The sequence below is a fragment of the Streptomyces sp. NPDC050433 genome, assembly GCF_044458565.1.
Lineage (GTDB): Bacteria > Actinomycetota > Actinomycetes > Streptomycetales > Streptomycetaceae > Streptomyces.
Genome location: NZ_JBITIB010000021.1, coordinates 92,641 through 109,905 on the forward strand (window position 1 = coordinate 92,641; position 17,265 = coordinate 109,905).

At 68.5% G+C, this 17,265-nt stretch carries 17 protein-coding genes and 1 pseudogene; 4 read left to right on the top strand and 14 right to left on the bottom strand.

Going from position 1 to position 17,265, the window contains the following annotated elements; all coding sequences use genetic code 11:
* The first annotated feature begins 26 nt into the window (after positions 1–26).
* The 3 genes and pseudogenes from ACIBLA_RS24930 to ACIBLA_RS24940 all read left to right on the top strand — a co-directional run.
* Positions 27–1,382, top strand: coding sequence for a tetratricopeptide repeat protein (locus ACIBLA_RS24930; RefSeq protein ID WP_399199923.1), 1,356 nt, complete (start codon positions 27–29; stop codon positions 1,380–1,382).
* A gap of 1 nt (position 1,383) precedes the next feature.
* Positions 1,384–1,911, top strand: a complete 528-nt coding sequence (locus ACIBLA_RS24935) for an NUDIX domain-containing protein (RefSeq protein WP_363243741.1) — start codon at positions 1,384–1,386, stop codon at positions 1,909–1,911.
* A gap of 50 nt (positions 1,912–1,961) precedes the next feature.
* Positions 1,962–2,210 (top strand): annotated as a pseudogene (locus ACIBLA_RS24940) (S16 family serine protease); the annotation flags it as partial.
* 18 nt (positions 2,211–2,228) lie between these two features.
* On the opposite strand, the gene ACIBLA_RS24945 reads toward ACIBLA_RS24940, so the two are convergent.
* The 9 genes from ACIBLA_RS24945 to ACIBLA_RS24985 form a co-directional block, all read right to left on the bottom strand.
* Positions 2,229–2,795: an RDD family protein gene (locus ACIBLA_RS24945; RefSeq protein WP_399199924.1), complete on the bottom strand. Its 567-nt coding sequence runs from the start codon at positions 2,793–2,795 to the stop codon at positions 2,229–2,231.
* A 107-nt stretch (positions 2,796–2,902) separates the two neighbouring features.
* The gene (locus ACIBLA_RS24950; RefSeq protein ID WP_399199925.1) at positions 2,903–4,201 is read right to left on the bottom strand and encodes an MFS transporter; all 1,299 of its coding nucleotides are present in this window, start codon (positions 4,199–4,201) and stop codon (positions 2,903–2,905) included.
* The gene (locus ACIBLA_RS24955; protein WP_399199926.1) at positions 4,198–4,377 is read right to left on the bottom strand and encodes a hypothetical protein; all 180 of its coding nucleotides are present in this window, start codon (positions 4,375–4,377) and stop codon (positions 4,198–4,200) included. The genes ACIBLA_RS24950 and ACIBLA_RS24955 overlap by 4 nt, the downstream gene beginning before the upstream one ends.
* Before the next feature lie 55 nt (positions 4,378–4,432).
* On the bottom strand, positions 4,433–5,050 hold the full coding sequence (locus tag ACIBLA_RS24960; protein ID WP_399199927.1) for an ArsR/SmtB family transcription factor: 618 nt from the start codon (positions 5,048–5,050) through the stop codon (positions 4,433–4,435).
* Between the two features lie 87 nt (positions 5,051–5,137).
* Positions 5,138–6,100, bottom strand: coding sequence for a glycine betaine ABC transporter substrate-binding protein (locus ACIBLA_RS24965; RefSeq protein ID WP_363243802.1), 963 nt, complete (start codon positions 6,098–6,100; stop codon positions 5,138–5,140).
* Positions 6,101–6,123: 23 nt separating this feature from the next.
* On the bottom strand, positions 6,124–6,969 hold the full coding sequence (locus ACIBLA_RS24970) for an ABC transporter permease (protein ID WP_363243735.1): 846 nt from the start codon (positions 6,967–6,969) through the stop codon (positions 6,124–6,126).
* Positions 6,966–8,222, bottom strand: a complete 1,257-nt coding sequence (locus ACIBLA_RS24975; protein WP_399199959.1) for a betaine/proline/choline family ABC transporter ATP-binding protein — start codon at positions 8,220–8,222, stop codon at positions 6,966–6,968. The genes ACIBLA_RS24970 and ACIBLA_RS24975 overlap by 4 nt, the downstream gene beginning before the upstream one ends.
* A 97-nt stretch (positions 8,223–8,319) precedes the next feature.
* The gene (locus tag ACIBLA_RS24980; RefSeq protein ID WP_363243734.1) at positions 8,320–8,967 is read right to left on the bottom strand and encodes an ABC transporter permease; all 648 of its coding nucleotides are present in this window, start codon (positions 8,965–8,967) and stop codon (positions 8,320–8,322) included.
* Between the two features lie 49 nt (positions 8,968–9,016).
* Complete coding sequence (locus tag ACIBLA_RS24985; protein WP_363243733.1) at positions 9,017–9,547, bottom strand: Lrp/AsnC family transcriptional regulator; 531 nt, start codon at positions 9,545–9,547, stop codon at positions 9,017–9,019.
* A gap of 132 nt (positions 9,548–9,679) precedes the next feature.
* Here ACIBLA_RS24985 and hppD point away from each other — a divergent pair, with 132 nt between their 5' ends.
* The gene (gene hppD, locus ACIBLA_RS24990) at positions 9,680–10,834 is read left to right on the top strand and encodes a 4-hydroxyphenylpyruvate dioxygenase (RefSeq protein WP_399199928.1); all 1,155 of its coding nucleotides are present in this window, start codon (positions 9,680–9,682) and stop codon (positions 10,832–10,834) included.
* Positions 10,835–10,969: 135 nt separating this feature from the next.
* Here the strand turns inward: hppD and ACIBLA_RS24995 are convergent, their stop codons facing one another.
* The 5 genes from ACIBLA_RS24995 to ACIBLA_RS25015 all read right to left on the bottom strand — a co-directional run bounded on the left by ACIBLA_RS24995 (position 10,970) and on the right by ACIBLA_RS25015 (position 17,169).
* On the bottom strand, positions 10,970–11,764 hold the full coding sequence (locus ACIBLA_RS24995; RefSeq protein ID WP_399199929.1) for an amino acid ABC transporter ATP-binding protein: 795 nt from the start codon (positions 11,762–11,764) through the stop codon (positions 10,970–10,972).
* A gap of 5 nt (positions 11,765–11,769) precedes the next feature.
* Positions 11,770–12,555: an amino acid ABC transporter permease gene (locus ACIBLA_RS25000; protein ID WP_363243730.1), complete on the bottom strand. Its 786-nt coding sequence runs from the start codon at positions 12,553–12,555 to the stop codon at positions 11,770–11,772.
* 13 nt (positions 12,556–12,568) lie between these two features.
* Positions 12,569–13,363 (bottom strand): ABC transporter substrate-binding protein, encoded by a 795-nt coding sequence (locus ACIBLA_RS25005; protein WP_363243729.1) that lies wholly within the window; start codon positions 13,361–13,363, stop codon positions 12,569–12,571.
* A 317-nt stretch (positions 13,364–13,680) separates the two neighbouring features.
* A complete protein-coding gene (locus ACIBLA_RS25010) occupies positions 13,681–15,324 on the bottom strand; it encodes a hypothetical protein (RefSeq protein ID WP_399199930.1) in 1,644 nt (547 codons plus the stop codon).
* A gap of 120 nt (positions 15,325–15,444) precedes the next feature.
* Complete coding sequence (locus ACIBLA_RS25015) at positions 15,445–17,169, bottom strand: tetratricopeptide repeat protein (protein WP_399199931.1); 1,725 nt, start codon at positions 17,167–17,169, stop codon at positions 15,445–15,447.
* Positions 17,170–17,265 lie beyond the last annotated feature (96 nt).

Sequence of the window (17,265 nt, forward strand, 5' to 3'; positions counted from 1 at the left end):
TTTACAGCTCCGGGACGGGGGAGATCGTGCCAGCGCCGATCCAGCCCAACTCCCGGCTGCGCGAGACGATTCACGCGGCCGGTTGCACATACGAAGCGCTCGCCAGGGACCTACGCCGGATCGCGGCCGAGAACGGCGAATTGCTACAGACCAACAAGTCGGCCATCTCCCACTGGGTGGGCGGCGCCCGGTCGCCGTCCGGCCGAGCCGGTCAGTATGTGGCCGAAGCGCTCTCGCGCCGGTTGGGCCGTGTCGTCACGCGGACGGAGATCGGCCTGGAGAGCCCGGACGCCGAGCCCTTGGACATCGGCGATCCGGTCACCACGGTCACCGACCTCGGCCGCGCGGATGTCGAACGGCGCCGCTTCCTCGCCATCGCCGCCTTCACCACAGCCGGCGTCGCCATGCCGCTCATACACGACCAGGAAGCCACCTCCCGGATGCTGCGCGCCCGCACGGGACGTTGGGTCGTCGGCAGTGACGACGTCGACGTCGTACGGCAGATCACGGCAGCTTTCAGTGCTGCGGATGAACGCCTGGGCGGGGGCCACGGTTTGACCACCGTCACGGCCTATCTCGCTGATACGGCGGCACCCATGCTGCGAGGCCGCTTCGGTTCCGAGGTCTTACGCCGGTCCGCCTTCGGCGCCGTCGCCGAACTCTCCTACCTCGCGGGGTGGAAGCATCACGACCTTGGCCATGAAGGCGCCGCCCAGCGCTACTACCAGGTCGGGTACCAACTCGCCTGCGAAGCCGACCCCCGAGGCCATGCCGCCTGGATGATGCGCGCCCTCGCCCATCAGGCCCTCAGCCTCAAGCAACCCCACCACTGCGTCGACCTTGTCGAAGGTGCCCTCACGCGCGGCCTCGGCCACGTGGACGGCCGGACCGAAGCCCTTCTGCACATCACTCACGCCCGCGCCTACGCGGCCGTTGGCGAGAACCCGTCGGCCGTACGCGCTCTCCTCGCCGCAGAAGACGCGCTCCTGCGCGAGGATGGTCCGCAGGCCGATTTCTCCCGTGTCAGCGGCCCCGCCGCAGGCACCGTGGCCAGCCACACCGCTCGCACACTGACCGACCTCGCCGACCACATCGGCACCGAACAGCAGCACCGCGACGCCCTGACCCGCTGGGACCCGGAGAAGTACAAGCGCGTCCACGCCCTCACTCACGCCGACCTCGGCGACAGCCTCGCCGCCCAGGCTCGGGCGGACGAAGTTGTCGCCGCGTGGACCCAGGCACTGGTCCTCATGGAGGGCATGACCTCGGACCGTACCCGTAAGGCGATCAGCGCGATGCGTTCCACACTGGCTGTGTACCAACGCCGACACGTTCCTGGCGCGGCCGATCTCGCCCGTCGCGCACGCGAGGCACTCGCCTAACATGCCCAACAACCCGCCCGACGAAGGGAACCCTGTGGCTCAGCAGACCGACGACTGCTCCCAAGCCCTCCAGCCGGCGCTCGACTCGATGACCCTGCTGGTCGCGGCCGTCATCGTCCACGACAAGGCCACCAACCGCGTCGTGCTCCTCCAGCGAGGCGAGAACGCCAAGTTCGCCCAGGGCATGTGGGACCTGCCGGTCGGCAAGAGCGAACCGGGCGAACCCATCACGGAAACGGCGGTCCGCGAGCTCTACGAGGAAACCGGCCTCACCGTGAAGCCGGACTCCCTCAAAGTCGCCCACATCATCCATGGCGCCTGGGGTGTCGAAGCGCCCAACGGATTCCTCACAGTCGTTTTCGCCGCCCACGAATGGACCGGCGAACCGGAGAACCGCGAACCCCGAAAGCACTCACAGGTCCGCTGGGTTGACGTCGGCTCCATCCCCGATGCCTTCGTGAACACCACCGCCAGTGCCCTTCACAGCTACTTGGAGGGTAGCGCTGCGGTCTCCCTGAACGGCTGGTGAGCGTCATGGTCACTGTCGTCGGGGCACAAGGACGTATCCAGATCGCGCCAGGCCGGGACATCGCGGGCACCGGCACGATCGAGGAGAACGGCACCGTGGGCGCGGTCGGCGGCGTCTCCCTCAAGACCCAGGCGGCGGTCCGCGACGGCGCGACGGTCTTCCTGGTCCCGGAGGCGGAGTGCGCCGACGCCCAGTCGGAAATCCCGGACGGCATGCGGCTGATCCCGGTCAGGCCCCTGAAGGACGCGGTGTCCTCGCTCAAGGCCCTGGAACAGGGCGGCAAGGTCCCGAACTGCTGACGCCGGATCCGTCCGTACTCAGATCGGGCGCTGCGCCTCGGGAACACGCACCACTGTGGTGCCGGACACCTTGTCGTGCAGGGCTCGGCCCTCCTCCCTCAGGATCCACAAGTGGTCGACGAGGAAGACGATCCCCCAGCACAGGGGGACGAACAGTGCGTGCACAAGGAAGCGTCCCCAGGACCGGGAGGGGCTCACCGTAGCTCCCAAGTGGTAGTTGATCACCCGCAGTCGCAAGGCCAGTTTGCCCGGCGTCGCACCCCAGAGATGGGTGGAGATCGGCACGTAGAAGAGGAAGACCACCAGGCTGATCACGATGCCGGGCACTGTCGCGGGGCCGTCGGAGTCCGCACCCAGCAGTTCGACTATCACCGCGTTGAGCCCGGACGGAAGGAGCATCGCTGCCGTCCAGGTCACGATGTCGACGAGAAACGCAAGGAGTCGGTGCCCCGGAAGCGCGGGAGTACCCGCCCTCGACCTCATCGTTGCGGCCAGCGTGCGCTGCCGCGCCCGCAGCTCGTGGTCTGTCCACTTCTCCAGGTCCTCCTGTGCGGCCCGGTTGGGGTCATCCTCTTCTCCGGTCATTTTTCTTCTCCCTTCCTGCCGTTCGGCGCGGACACTCACCGCGCACCCGCACTCATTCAGCGGTCGTGGTGATTTGTTCATCAACCGGCCCGGTTACCGTGAACAACTCATCGATCGGACGTCCGCTCGTTGACGGGAGCGACCGTGCCATCGATGACGGCCGAACCCAGGGGTGCGGCGTCCAGGCCGCGCCAGGCCGGGAGCAGGAGTGGGCTCAGGGTCACCAGCAGGTAGGCGCCGCCCATCAGCAGCAGTGCGGGGGAGAGGCCGGTGCTGTCGACCAGGAGGCCCGCCGTCAGGCCGCCCAGGGGCATGGTGAGTTCGCAGCCCGCCGTCATCGCGCCCGTCACGCGGCTGCGCAGGTGGGTGGGGACGCGTTCGTACATCACCGTCGTCAGGATCGGGTTGATCATTCCGCCCGCCACTCCCGCCCCTCCCATGACCACTGCGAGTGCCACCGTGGAGTCGGTGAGGCCCGCCACCGCGAAGCGTGGGGTGCCGCAGAGCAGGACGGCCGTGGCGAGGATCGTGCGGCGGGTGAAGCGGTGGCCGAGTGCGGCGTACAGCAGTGCTCCCAGCAGGCCGCCCGCTCCCAACACGGCCGTGACCAGGCCGAGTTCTGCGGCGCCGCCGAGATTGCGTTCGGCATGGACCGGGAGCAGGACCGCGTTCCAGCCCTGGTCGAGGCCGTTCATGAACATCGCCAGCAGGACAACCGCCCCCAGCAGCCGGGTGCGGGCCAAGTAGGCGTGTCCCTCGCGTAGTTCGGACACGTACGTGCGCAACGAGACCGGCGGCATGTCCTTGACCGGCTGCGCTCCCCGTACGCCGCGCAGTCCGGTGCCGATCAGCAGCGCCGACAGCAGGAACGTCAACGCGTCGAGCAGCAGGGCGACTTCGGCGCCGAGCACTGCGATCACCAGGCCCGCGAGCGCCGCGCCGAGCATCCGGGCGCCGCGTTCGACGGCGTCGAAGAGGCTCGCGACGCGGCTGAGGGTGATGCCCGCGTGTTCGGCGAGGTCGGGGACGAGGACGTAGCGGGCCGTGTCGCCGGGGGTGTACGCGAGGCCGTGGAGCCCCACCAGGGCGCAGAGCGTCCAGAACGGGAGCGCGTCGGCCCGGTGCAGCAAAGGGATCGACCCGACCGACAGCGCGCACAGCAGGTCGGACGCGATCGAGACGCGGCGCCGGCCGATCCGGTCGATGACGGGGCCGCCGATGATCGCCGAGATCACGACCGGGACGGTGGCGCAGAAGGCCACCACGCCCGCGCGGCCGGCGCTGCCGGTGGTCTGGAGGACGAACCAGGGGATGCCGATCATGCTCAGGGTCCGGCCCGTGGCGGAGATCGCGTTGGCGGTCAGTACGGCGGTGAGTGGCCACCGCTGTATCGGTACGGCACTCATACGGGGCAGACCCGCGGCGGTGTGGTCCTCTCGATGAGCCGCAGGCCCAACTCGACCAGGAGCCAGCCCAGTCGGGGGCGGAGGCGCGGGGCGAGGGGGCGGTAGGCGGCGGCCTCCGTGCGGAGTTCGGTCGCGCGTATCGCGTGGAGCTGGAGGTGCACATCAGAAAATGGCACGACAAATCGACCCTTCGCGCGTTGAGTGTGGTGGTTCGGGGAGGGGGTGGGCGGGTCAGGCGTCCGGGGTGTTGAGCTTCTTCTGCGGGAACGCGTGCAGATGGATCCGTACCTGCGCCACGTCCTCTGCACTCTCCGGTGTGGCGCGGTCCGCGTAACTGGCGATCAAGTCGTGTACCCGGCCGTCCAGCTCGGCCATCAGTTCAGGGGTGAGCCGTAGCGTGAAGTCGCTGAAGTCCGCCTTGGTCGCCCAGTCCCTCGGCCACTCGTGTGCGGTGCCCAGCCACGTGCTCACCTCCTGGCCGTGGATGGAGGCGACCTCGTGCATGTAGGTGTTCAGCGCGCCTCGTACCTCCGGGCTGGCGTCGAATTGCAGCGTGTCGTCGACCATGACGCCGTAGTCCGCGGCCTTCCACCACCGCTCCCGGCCCCTGCCACGCTCGGGGTCGTCCGCGACGAACCCGTGGCTGGCGAGCTGCCGCAGGTGGTAGCTGGTGGCGCCGCTCGACTCGCCCAGCCGGTCGGCGAGTTGGGACGCGGTGGCCGGCCCGTGGTGGCGCAGGGCGTTCAGCAGTCGCATCCGCAGGGGGTGGGCGAGGCCGCGTAGCGAGCGCGGGTCCAGGTGGCGGACGTTCGGCTCGGCCGCCTCAGGTGTGTCGGGGGTCTCGGGCATGGCCTCAGCGTAGACATGCAAAGAAGTAGTTGCAAGGATTTCTTTGCAACTACTTCTTTGCATGGCCGGCCGCCCCGTCGGGGCCGCTCAGCCCTCCTTGATGAAGCCCTCCTCGACCAGCCAGTCCTTCGCCACCTCGTGCGGATCCTGGCCGTCCACGTCCACCTTCGCGTTCAGCTCCTGCGCGATCCCGGTGTTCAGCCGGTCGGTCAGCGGATCGAGCAGCCCGGCGATCTCCGGGTACTTCTTGTACGTCGCGCTGTGGATCACCGGCGCCGCGTTGTAGTTCGGGAAGAAGCGCTTGTCGTCTGCGACCGTGTCCAGATCCATCGCCTTGATCCGGCCGTCCGTCGTGAACACCTCGCCCACCAGGCAGGAGTTGGACTTCGACGCCTGCGTATAGATGATCCCGGCGTCCATCTTCTTCACACTGGACGCCGGGATGTCCATCCCGTACGCCTTCACCATCCCCGGCAGCCCGTCGTCGCGCGACGCGAACTCGTTCTCCACACAGATCGTGACCGCGCCCGGCTCCTTCTTCGACAGCGCGGCCACGTCCGACATCGTCTTGAGCTTGTACTTCGCGTTGTTCTTCTTGCTGATGCCCAGCGAGTAGGTGTTGTTGAGCGTGGACGGGGTCAGCCAGCTCACGTCGTGCGAGCGGTCCGCGTCCCGTACCGCCGCCCACTGCTCCCGCGAGTCGGGGATCGGCTTCGCGTTGCCGAGGTACGTGATCCAGGCCGTGCCCGTGTACTCGTACATCGCGTCCGCGTCGCCCTTGACTATCGCCTCGCGCGCGCTGATCGAGCCCGGCAGGTTCGTCCGGTCCAGCACCTCCGCGCCCGCAGCCTTGAAGATCAGACCGATCATCTGGCCGAGGATGATGTTCTCGCTGAAGTTCTTGGAAGTGACCGTCAACGAGGCGCCCTTGAGGGGTTGCCCCTGGCCGACCGAGCCCGGAACGACGTCGTCCACCATCGGGGAGCCGCTCTTGAGACCGCACCCACTGACAGTGGCGAGGCTCAGCAGCAGGGCCACTCCGCCCGTCATGAGTTTCCGGTTCACGAAACGCATCAGCGCTCCTCCTCAAGTCCGCGCGGTGTCAGGACCACTTCGACCAGCGACGCCAGCCAGTCGATCAGCAGCGCCAGCGTCACCGTGAGGACCGAGCCGAGGATCAGGACCGGCATGCGCTGCGTCTGGATGCCCGACGTGATCAGGTCACCGAGCCCGCCGCCGCCGCCGAAGGTGGCCAGGGTGGCCGTACCCACGTTGAGTACCAGCGCCGTTCGTACGCCCGCCAGGATCAGCGGTACGGCCAGCGGGAGTTCGACCCTGCTCAGGGTCGCGAGCGACGACATCCCAATGCCGCGCGACGCCTCCACCAGCTGCGGGTCGATGGCCTTCAGACCCGCCACGGTGTTGGCGAGCACCGGCAGCACCGCGTAGATCACCATGCCGGTGATCGCCGTCGACGGGCCGATGCCGAGCCAGATCACCAGCAGCGCCAGCAGCCCGAGGGCCGGGGTCGCCTGGCCGATGTTGGCCAGCCCCGTCACGAACGGCGCAGCCCTGGACAGTCCGCGCCGGGTCAGCGCGATGCCCAGCGGGATCGCGATGATCAGCACCCAGAAGGTGGAGATCGCGGTCAGTTCGATGTGCTGCCACAGCCGCAGCCGCACATTGCCGTCGGCGAGCGAGTTCTCCGCGATCGAGTCGAGCGGGACGTTCGTGATCCATGCGAAGGTCACGAGCAGGACGACCACGACCACGGCGGGCACCGTCACCAGCTTCGCCCAGGTGATCCGGCGCTTCGGGGCGGCGGGCGGCGTGGCCGGACTCGACTCCTCGTCCCGGAAGGCATGGCCCTTGACGTCGTACTCGCCCGGCGGGCGCTGCTTCTGCGCGGGTGAACTCATGCGTCCGCACCGCTCTTCGGCCCCTGATCGCTCTTCGGCCCCTGCTCCTGACCGGTCCGCTGCCTGCGCTGTTCCGCCAGCTCGTGCTGGTGCTCGAAGGCGGTCAGCCGGTCCGCCTCCAGCATTTCCTGGACGGACGTCATCAGCGTCTCCATGTCGACGACACCGATGAACTCGCCTCGTCTGCCCGTCACCGCCACCCGGCCGCCGCTGTCGGTCAGGACCGCCTCCAGCGCGTCGTGCAGCGTGGCGTCCCTGGTCACCGTGTCGTGCACCAGCTGGCCGGCGTTGGCGAGCGACCCCTTGGCGCGCGACAGGTCGCCGCGGCGCAGCCACTTGTACGGGCGGTTCTTCCGGTCCAGCATCAGCAGCTCGTTGTGCGAACCGCTGCTCAGCTTGTTGAAGATCGTCTGGAGCGGGTCCTCCACCGTCACCGTCGGGAACTCGGCGATCTCCACGTCCCGTACGCGCGTGAGATTCAGCCGCTTCAGCGCCGCCCCCGCGCCCACGAAGCCCGACACGAAGTCGTCGGCGGGGTTGGTGAGGATCGCCTCGGGGGTGTCGAACTGCGCGATCTGCGAGCGCTCCCGCAGGATCGCGATCCGGTCGCCGAGCTTGATCGCCTCGTCGAAGTCATGCGTCACGAAGACGATCGTCTTGTGCAACTCGTGCTGGAGACGGATCAGTTCGTCCTGGAGATGGTCACGCGTGATCGGGTCGACGGCGCCGAACGGCTCGTCCATCAGCAGCACCGGCGGGTCGGCGGCCAGCGCCCTCGCCACGCCCACGCGCTGCTGCTGGCCGCCCGAGAGCTGGCGGGGATAGCGGCCGTGGAACTCGCGCGGGTCGAGCCCGACCAGGTCCAGCATCTCCTCGACGCGGTCCTTCACCTTCGACTTGGACCAGCCGACCATCTTCGGTACGAGCGCGATGTTCTCCGCGACCGTCATGTGCGGGAAGAGACCGGACGACTGGATCGCGTAGCCGATCTGCCGGCGCAGCTTCACCGGGTCCATGTCGGTGACGTCCTCGTCGTTGATCCTGATCCGCCCGGACGAGGGCTCGATCAGCCGGTTGATCATCTTGAGGGTGGTCGACTTACCGCAGCCGGACGGGCCGACGAGGATGACGGTCTCGCCCGCGTTGATCTCCATCGAGACGTTGTCCACGGCCGGGTTCGCCGTGCCCGGATAGCGCTTGGTGAGGCCGTCGAGCTGGATGGTGGCGCCGCTCGTGGCGGCGGAGCCGGCTATGACACCGTTCGAGGCCCCGCCGAGGGGCCCGGCCGGCGTCGCTGTCTCTGTCGCTGACTCTGCTTCTGTGCCTGTCTCTGTCTTCGGGTCGGCGGTCTCAGACACGGATCCCCCTCGGGATGGTGAGTCGGCCGAGCAGGACATACGCGGCGTCGAAGAGCAGGGCGAGAATGACGATGCCGACGGTGCCGGCGAGTACCTGGTTGATGGCGTTGGCGCTGCCCAGCGAGGCGATGCCGCGGAAGATCTCGTTGCCGAGGCCCGGCCCCGACGCGTACGCGGCGATGGCGGCGATGCCCATCAGCATCTGGGTGGAGACCCGGATGCCGGTGAGGATCGGCGGCCAGGCGAGCGGCAGCTCGACCTTGAGCAGCCGGGCCGTACGTGACATGCCGATGCCCTTGGCCGCGTCCACCAGGTCAGGGTCCACGCCGCGCAGTCCGACCACCGCGTTGCGGACGATGGGCAGCAGCCCGTACAGCGTCAGGACGATCACGGTGGGCGCGACGCCGAGACCGACCAGCGGGATGAGCAGACCGATGGCCGCCAGCGAGGGGATGGTCAGGACGGAGGCGGTGGAGAGGACCGCCAGGCTGCCGCCCCAGGGGCTGCGATAGGTCAGTACGCCGATGACGACGCCCAGGACGGTGGCGATCACCATGCACTGGAAGACGGCGCTGGCGTGCTGGAACGAGTCGGTGAGCAGCTGCTGGTGGCGGTTGGCCAGATAGTCCCAGAAGTCCATGGCGCTCCTCTCTGGTCGGTCGATCAGTCGGGTCGCTCGGTCGGGTCGATCAGTCGGGTCGCTCGGTCGGGCCGGGCCGGTTGGGCAGGTCGATCGGCGATCTGTCGCCGTCCGTGTCCTGCGCGGCCTGTTCCACCAGCGGGATGATCCGCAGCGGAACGGGGTTCTCCATGACGATCGCCGTGGAGGCCCGCTGAATACCGGCGAAACCGACAACCCTGTCGATCACCCGTTGAAGATCGGCGTTCGAACGAGCGACGAGTCGGCAGAGCATATCCCCGGTTCCGGTGGTGGTATGCAGTTCGAGGACCTCTGGAACGCTGCTCAAATGGGCTCGGACGTCCGAACCTTGACCTTGCTTGATTTCCAGGGTTGCGAACGCCGTTACGGGGTAGCCGAGAGCGGCAGGATCGACGTCCGGACCGAATCCCCGGATGACTCCGTTCGTCTGGAGCCGGTCCAGCCGCGCCTGTACGGTCCCGCGCGCCACCCCCAGCCGGCGCGACGCCTCCAGCACCCCGATGCGCGGCTCCCGTGCCAGCAGGACGATGAGCCTGCCGTCCAGCCCGTCGATACTCATGGCGCCTCCCTAGGCGGTTCATGGTGGTCATCCTGTGCAGATGGTCCGGTCATCCTCGCCTCTGGCTGTACAGAGTGCTCAGCGAATGCGCGAACTGTTGCGCACCTTGCGGAACGGGGAGACGCTGCCGTCATGGCAGATACCTCGGTGAACCTCGATTCCGCCCCGGCCACCGCGCGCGACGCCGACCCCTTCCCGGTCAAGGGGATGGACGCCGTCGTCTTCGCCGTCGGCAACGCCAAGCAGGCGGCCCACTACTACTCGACGGCGTTCGGCATGAAGCTGGTCGCCTACGCGGGCCCGGAGAACGGCAGCCGCGAGACCGCGAGCTACGTGCTCACGAACGGCTCGGCCCGTTTTGTCTTCACCTCCGTCATCAAGGCGTCCACCGAGTGGGGCCGCTTCCTCGTCGACCACGTCGCCGAGCACGGCGACGGTGTGATTGATCTCGCCATCGAGGTGCCGGACGCCCGCGCGGCGTACGCCTACGCCACCGCGAACGGCGCCACCGGCCTCCAGGAGCCGTACGAGCTGAAGGACGAGCACGGCACCGTCGTACTCGCCGCGATCGCCACGTACGGCAGGACCCGGCACACCCTGGTCGAGCGGGCCGGCTACGACGGTCCGTATCTGCCCGGCTACGCCGCTGCCGCCCCGATGGTGGCGTCGCCGGAGAAGCGCACCTTCCAGGCGGTCGACCACTGCGTGGGCAACGTCGAACTCGGCCGGATGAACGAGTGGGTGGCGTTCTACAACAAGGTCATGGGCTTCACCAACATGAAGGAGTTCGTGGGCGACGACATCGCCACCGAGTACTCCGCCCTCATGTCGAAGGTCGTGGCCGACGGCACCCTCAAGGTGAAGTTCCCGATCAACGAGCCGGCGATCGCGAAGAAGAAGTCGCAGATCGACGAGTATCTGGAGTTCTACGGTGGCGCGGGTGTCCAGCACATCGCGCTCGCGACGAACGACATCGTCAGCTCCGTACGCACGATGCGGGCGGCCGGTGTCCAGTTCCTCGACACCCCCGACTCGTACTACGACACGCTCGGGGAGTGGGCGGGCGAGACCCGCGTGCCCGTCGAGACTCTGCGCGAGCTGAAGATCCTCGTGGACCGCGACGAGGACGGCTATCTGCTCCAGATCTTCACCAGGCCGGTCCAGGACCGGCCGACCGTGTTCTTCGAGATGATCGAGCGGCACGGCTCGATGGGCTTCGGCAAGGGCAACTTCAAGGCCCTGTTCGAGGCGATCGAGCGGGAGCAGGAGAAGCGCGGCAACCTCTGACGCGCCGATTCCCCCTGAACGAGGCGCGGCCCCACGGGAGTTCACCCGTGGGGCCGCGCCGCGTGTGCTGTCCTCAGTCGCCGGACGGGCTGCGTGCTTTGTCCTCAGTCGCCGGACGGGCTGCGTGCTTTGTCCTCAGTCGCCGGACGGGCTTATCTTCGCCGCCGCCGGGTCGAGCAGGCGGGACAGGAACGACTGCGTACGGGCATGGCTCGGCGCGCCGATCACCTGCTCCGGGGGGCCCTCCTCGACGATGACCCCGCCGTCCATGAAGACGACCCGGTCGGCCACCTCTTTGGCGAAGCTCATCTCGTGCGTGACGACGAGCATCGTCATCCCCTCGTCGGCGAGCGAGCGCATCACCGCGAGCACGTCACCCACCAGCTCCGGGTCGAGCGCCGACGTCGGCTCGTCGAACAGCATCAGCTGCGGATCCATCGCCAACGCCCGCGCGATCGCCACCCGTTGCTGCTGCCCGCCCGACAGCTGCGCGGGATAGGACGACTCCTTGTCCGTCAGACCCACGCGCGCCAGCCGCTCGCGGGCGACCCTTGTCGCCTCCGCCTTGTCGCGGCCCAGCACCCGACGCTGAGGGAGCGTCAAGTTCTGAAGGGCCGTCAAGTGCGGGAAGAGGTTGAACGACTGGAAGACCATCCCGATGCCCCGGCGCACCTGGTCGATGTCCACCTCCGGATCGGTGACCTCGGCGCCCGCCACCAGGACCGTGCCCGACGTCGGCTCCTCCAGCAGGTTCACACAGCGCAGCAGCGTCGACTTGCCCGAGCCCGACGGGCCGATGACGCACACCACCTCGCCGCGCGCGACCGTGAAGTCGATGCCGGACAGGACCTCCAGCGTGCCGAACGACTTGTGCAGATCGCGTACTTCGATGGCCGGTGCCTCGCGGTCCAGTTCCGCCGCTTCCTTCACCGCGCTCACCTCGCCCTTGCCGTACGCGCTTCGAGCCGCCGGACCAGATGGCCGAGCGGCAGGGTGATGACCAGATAGCAGAGCCCGGCGATCAGGATCGGAGTGAGACTGCGGTTCTGGTTCAGGGCGTCCCGGCCGAACTTGGCCAGCTCGTACTGGGACAGGGACAGACCCAGCAGATAGACCAGCGACGAGTCCTTCGTCAGCAGGATCAACTCGTTGGTCAGCGGCGGGAGTACGATCCGCAGGGCCTGCGGGATGACGATCGAGACCATCGCCCGGCCCTGCGACATACCCAGCGACCGCGCCGCCTCCGTCTGCCCCTTGGGCACGGCCTGGATGCCCGCCCGGATCGTCTCCGCCATGTAGGCGGCGCCGACCAGGCCCAGGGCCAGCATCACCGTCACGTACTGGTTCAGCGCCACCTGGAAGGCGAGCGGCACACCGAACCCGAGCGCGATGAAGACGAGCAGCGCCGGAATGCCGCGGAAGAACTCGATGTAGACGATGGCCAGCCAGCGGTACGGCGGAACCTGCGAGAGCCGCATCAGCGCGAGCAGCAGCCCGAGCGCCAGCCCGAACCCGAAGCCGAGCAGGGTGTATATGACGGTGTTGACCAGCGCGGTCGTGATGATGTCGGGGAACTGCGCCTTGGCGACCTCGACATCGAAGAACGCACGCTGGATCTCGCCCCAGTCGGCGGCCTGGGCGATGACGACCAGCACGACGGCCAGGACGGCGTACTGCACGCTGCGGACGAGGCGGGCCCGTTGTCGGCGGGACATGGACATCGGTGGTGGTTCCTCAATTCTTGGGAGCGGCGGGGAACCACTTCTTGTATATGGCGTCGTAACGGCCGTCGGACTGCGCCGCCTTGATCACCTTGTCGATCTCCTTGCGCAGGGCGTCGTTTCCGGTACGCACCCCGACGCCGTACTGCTCGCCCGTCTCGAACTCGGCCGTGACCTCGGTGTCCGGGTTCTTGCGCACGTACTCGAAGAGGACACCGTTGTCGTTGACGGCGGCGTCGACCTGGCCGGTCTTCACGGCGGTGAGCAGCAGCGCCAGGTCCTCGAACTGGACGGTCTCCACGTCCTTCCCGTTCTTCTTCGCGTACTCCTCACCGGTCGTGCCCTGCTGGACGCCCAGCTTCTTGCCCTTCAGGGCCGCCAGCGAGTCGAAGGAGGAGCCCTTCTTGGTGATCAGCGCCTGGGTGGCCTCGAAATACGGGGCGGAGAAGTCCAGGTTCTCCTCACGCACGGGGGTGATCGTCATGCCGGCGGCGGCCACATCACACTTGCGGGCGTTCAGGTCCTCACCCGTCTGGATGCCCTCGAAAGGCGTGTCGACGATCTCCTGCGTGACGTCCAGCTCCTTGGCGACCAGATCCACCAGGTCCACGTCGAAGCCGACGATCTTGTTGTCCTGGCGGGACTGGAAGGGCTCGTACGGCAGATGGGTGCAGGTCGTGAGCTTGCCGGAGTTCACCAGCTCCACCTTCGAGCCGTCGGACCCGGTGGTCTCGGTGCTCGTGCATCCCGTCATGGCGACGAGGGCGGCTGCGGTGGCTATGACGGGCAACGCGATGCGCGGGGACAAGACGCCTCCAGGACGGGGGGACGGGTCAACGGCCCACATGGTGTGTGAGTTGCGCCGATCTTGCCACCGGAGGTGTCGGTTGTCTCCTCACCGGCGGCGCGTTAACAAGGTCGTAGCCCGTAGTGGGTGTCTTGCCGATCTTGCCGGGCTCGCGGTCCCTGGCACGCACGCTCGCCGCGTTGTCGTCGGTCGCCAACTCCCCCGTAGCCCCCAAGGGGGCACGGGAGGTACCCCCTCCGCGTTGTCTCCCTCCTCCGCCTTGCGATCGCACGCACCAGACCCCGCTCCCTGATCCGGCCTGATCGACAAGACACCCACTACGCGATCGGCTTCGTCTGGGTGCACTTCTTCCATTCGACCCAGGGTCGTGCGCCGCCGTTTTTGGGTCCGGTGGCGTAGGTGGGGTTCCCGGTGATGGTCTGGTTCTTCTCTTCGTGGGTGATGTCGATGCCGAAGAGTTTGAAGCCTGCGGTGAGTTGTCCGGCGGAGATGCCGAAGCCGATGCCGAGTGAGGCGTTCCACCAGTCGGTGTTGGCGTTGTAGTCGAGGCGTGACAGCTTGCCCTTGTCGTGCAGCAGGCGTTCCAGTGGTCCGGCGTCGCTGCCGGGTGCCTCCGCCGCGTCGGAGGGGGTGGGCAGGGCATCGCCGGCGGGGAAGTCGCCGCGTCCGCGCAGCCAGTCCTCGACGAGTTTGCTGTCGGTGTCGTTGTCCAGCACGACCTCGGCGGACTCGGTGTGGATCTCGGAGTTGATGGTGCCGCCACCGCCGCCGACGTCGATGGTCACGGGCGTTCCGGGGACGTTGGCGCCGGCTCCGGCCTGGACGCCGGCGCCTTCGCCGTTCTCCTGGCTGGTGGTGATGACCAGTTTCTCGGGCCGGTGTTCCTTGCCGTCCTTCTCCTCCTGGTCGAACGTCTTCGCGTCGTAGGTGACGGCGACCTGCTGCATGCGGGTGGCTTTGCCCTGGGCGAGTTCGCCGCCCTTGGCGTCGACGCTGAAGGTGTAGACGAAGGTGATCTTGCCGGCGTCGGGGCCGGTGTTGGCGCGCATGACGACGACGTCCTCGGTCATGGTGCCGGTGCCGAACTCGCCCGAGATATTGCCGAGGTCGGTCGGCTTGCCGTCCTTGTCCTTCCCGCCCTTGCCCTTCGTGAAGGACTTGCCGAAACTCACCCCGCCCGACACCTCGGTGCTCGTCTTGGTGATGTCGACATCCGGCGCCAGCTCCGGTTCGAGGTCGGGCTTGTTGGAAGCCGCGCTCGACTGGCAAGCTCCCATCGCCGCACCGGGGTTGTAGCCGCTCTGGTAGCGGCAGCTGTCGTTCTGTTTGAGGTACGAGGCGAACTGCTTGGCGTCCGCCAGGTTCAGCTCCAGGTCCTTCTGCGGGTCGCCGGTCTTGTTGCCGTTGAACAGCCACTGACCGCCGCTGCCGCTGCCCTTCATATAACTGCCGCTCAGCGAGGCGCTGCCGCCCCACTCCTTCAGACCCGGGATACCGGCGGAGATGCTGGCCGTCGCGCCGATGCCGCCTTCGCCGACGCGCTCCAGGGTGACGGTGCCGTCGGACCACTGCTGGAGCTTGACCGTCTCCGATCCGCTGATCTTGATGAACAGGATCTGGACGACGACCGTGGTCTTGGTCTGATCCTGGGAGAGCAGGCACTTGGCGGGCTGGAACGGATCGTCCGGTGTGCCCTCGGGTATCTCGCCGTCCCCGCCGCCACCTCCGCCGCCGTCCTCCCCGTCACCGTCGCCGGAGTCGCAACCCTCGCCGCCGTCACCGGCGTTGACGATCCGGCACACCGCGTCCTCCAGAGCGACGGCCGTGTCGGTGGGGACGGTCAGCGCCAGGATCGCGCCGATGATCGCCGCGACGACGCCTATCATCGCGACGTACTCGACACCACCCTGACCTCTGTCACGCCGACGCCCCGACGTCTGTGGGTACTTCAGGCCGCTCATCCGGACTCCTCACCCAAACCGTCACCCGAATTTCACCGAGTGACGTGGAGAGTAAGGACGAGGGCGGGCCCAGACGCAGGGCCTCAGGGCCCAGTTACGGGCCCAGCGGAGGGGGGCCTTTCAGCTTCGGGCGGCGGATGGGATCGATACGGGCTGCGTGGGTGTGGATACGGGCTTCGAAGGCGTCGACGACGCGGACGCGACCGCAGACGACGCGGACGGGAGCGCCGACGGGGCCGACGACGCCGACGGTGCCACCGACCGCGCGGGCGATGCGGACGGAACAGACGGAACAGACGGAACAGGCGAAGTGGACGGAGCGGGCGGCGAAGGCGTCGACGGACGGGTCGGCGAGGGCGCCGGCGTCAGCGGCGTGCTCTCGCCGTCCCCGTACATGTCCTTCGGACCACCGCCCGGCAACTCGCCCAGCGCGTCCAGCGCCTTACGGGCCTTCGGCGCCAGCAGCGGCGAGAACCGCGGATTCGTGCGCAGAGCCTCCTCAAGATGGCGTCGCGCCCGGCTGTCCATCCCCAGGGCCCGCTCGATCTCCCCCCGGTGGTACGAGAAGAGGGCGCTGCGCATCCCCTGCTCCGTTGCCCTCTTCGCGTACGGCAGCGCCTTCCGCGCCTCACCCGCCCGCAGCAGCGCCCACCCCAGCGCGTCGGACACCTGCATGCTGCGGTGGCCGCGCCGCCACTCCGCCTCCAGCCGGTCCACCGCCGCCCGCGGATTCCCGTGGTCGGACTCGAAGCGCGCCAGCAGCAACTCCTCGTTCACGCCGTCGACCCGCGCCCTCGCCGTACGGTCCTTCAGCAGCGTGTACTGGCTCCGCGCGTCCCCGTCCAGTCCCAGCGATTCGTACAACTCGCCCAGCTCCAGGGCGTATTCGGGCAGCGGGCGCTCCGCGATAGCCGCCTGGTAGTCCTGGCCGGCCTCCTCCGCCCGGTCCAGCGCCGCGAGGACACGCGCCCGGCCCGCCAGCGACGGATGGTGGTCCCGCGCCACCTTCAGCGCCGCGTCGTAGTGCCGCAGCGCCTCCTTCGACTCGCCGCGCTCCCAGGCGAGCCCGCCGAGAGCGTGCAGCGCGCCGGCCTTCTCGGCGGGTGTCCTGGCCTTCGTCAGCGCCTCGTCCGCCTTGGCCGCCGCGTCCTCGCGCCACCCCCGGTCGCGGTAGACGGCCGAGGACACGGAGAGCACGCGGACATCGGCACCGGCACCGGCGCCGCCCGCACCCGCGCCTGTGCCGGCCTCGTCACCGGCCCCTGGGCGCAGCGCCCGCAGCTTGTCCAGGGCCTTGCCCGCCGCCGGGTAGTCACCGAGCCCGTTGTACGCCTCGATCAGCACCGGGTACGTCGTCCAGCGCGCCGGGTCCGCCTTCCGTACCGCCTCGCCCCACTTCTTCGCCGCCGCGTAGTCGTGCCGCGCGTTCGCCAGCGAGGCCAGCCCCGCCGTCGCCGCCGGGTTGCGCCGCTCACCCGGTGTGACATCGAGCGAGCGGCGCAGCGCCTGCTCGGCCTTCGGGTAGTACGCCGTGTCCGCCCGGAGCCCGCCTCGTTCCACGTACGCCGCGCCCAGCACCGCCCAGGACCCCGCGTCCTTCGGGTTCTTCCGCAGCCAGGCCTCCCGGTCCCTGATCAGCGCCGCCACGTCCGGCAGCGAGGCGGGCGCGCCCGCGCCGACGGCGGCTCGGGCCCGCTCCTCGGGGCCAGGCGCGGGTGGCCCCTGATCTCCGTCCGGTACGAAGACGAGGACGCCCATGACGAGGACCGCCCCCACACCGGTCGCCAGCGCGGCCCTTCTGATGTGCCTCATGTGCTGCGTGCTCATGGTGTTCTTGGCGCTCATGTGATTACTGTGCGTCAATACGAAGACCACACCCGCCCTTGGGGATGTGGATCGCAGACGGGTTCACACGCATGGCCCCGGAGTGCCACGCTGGGT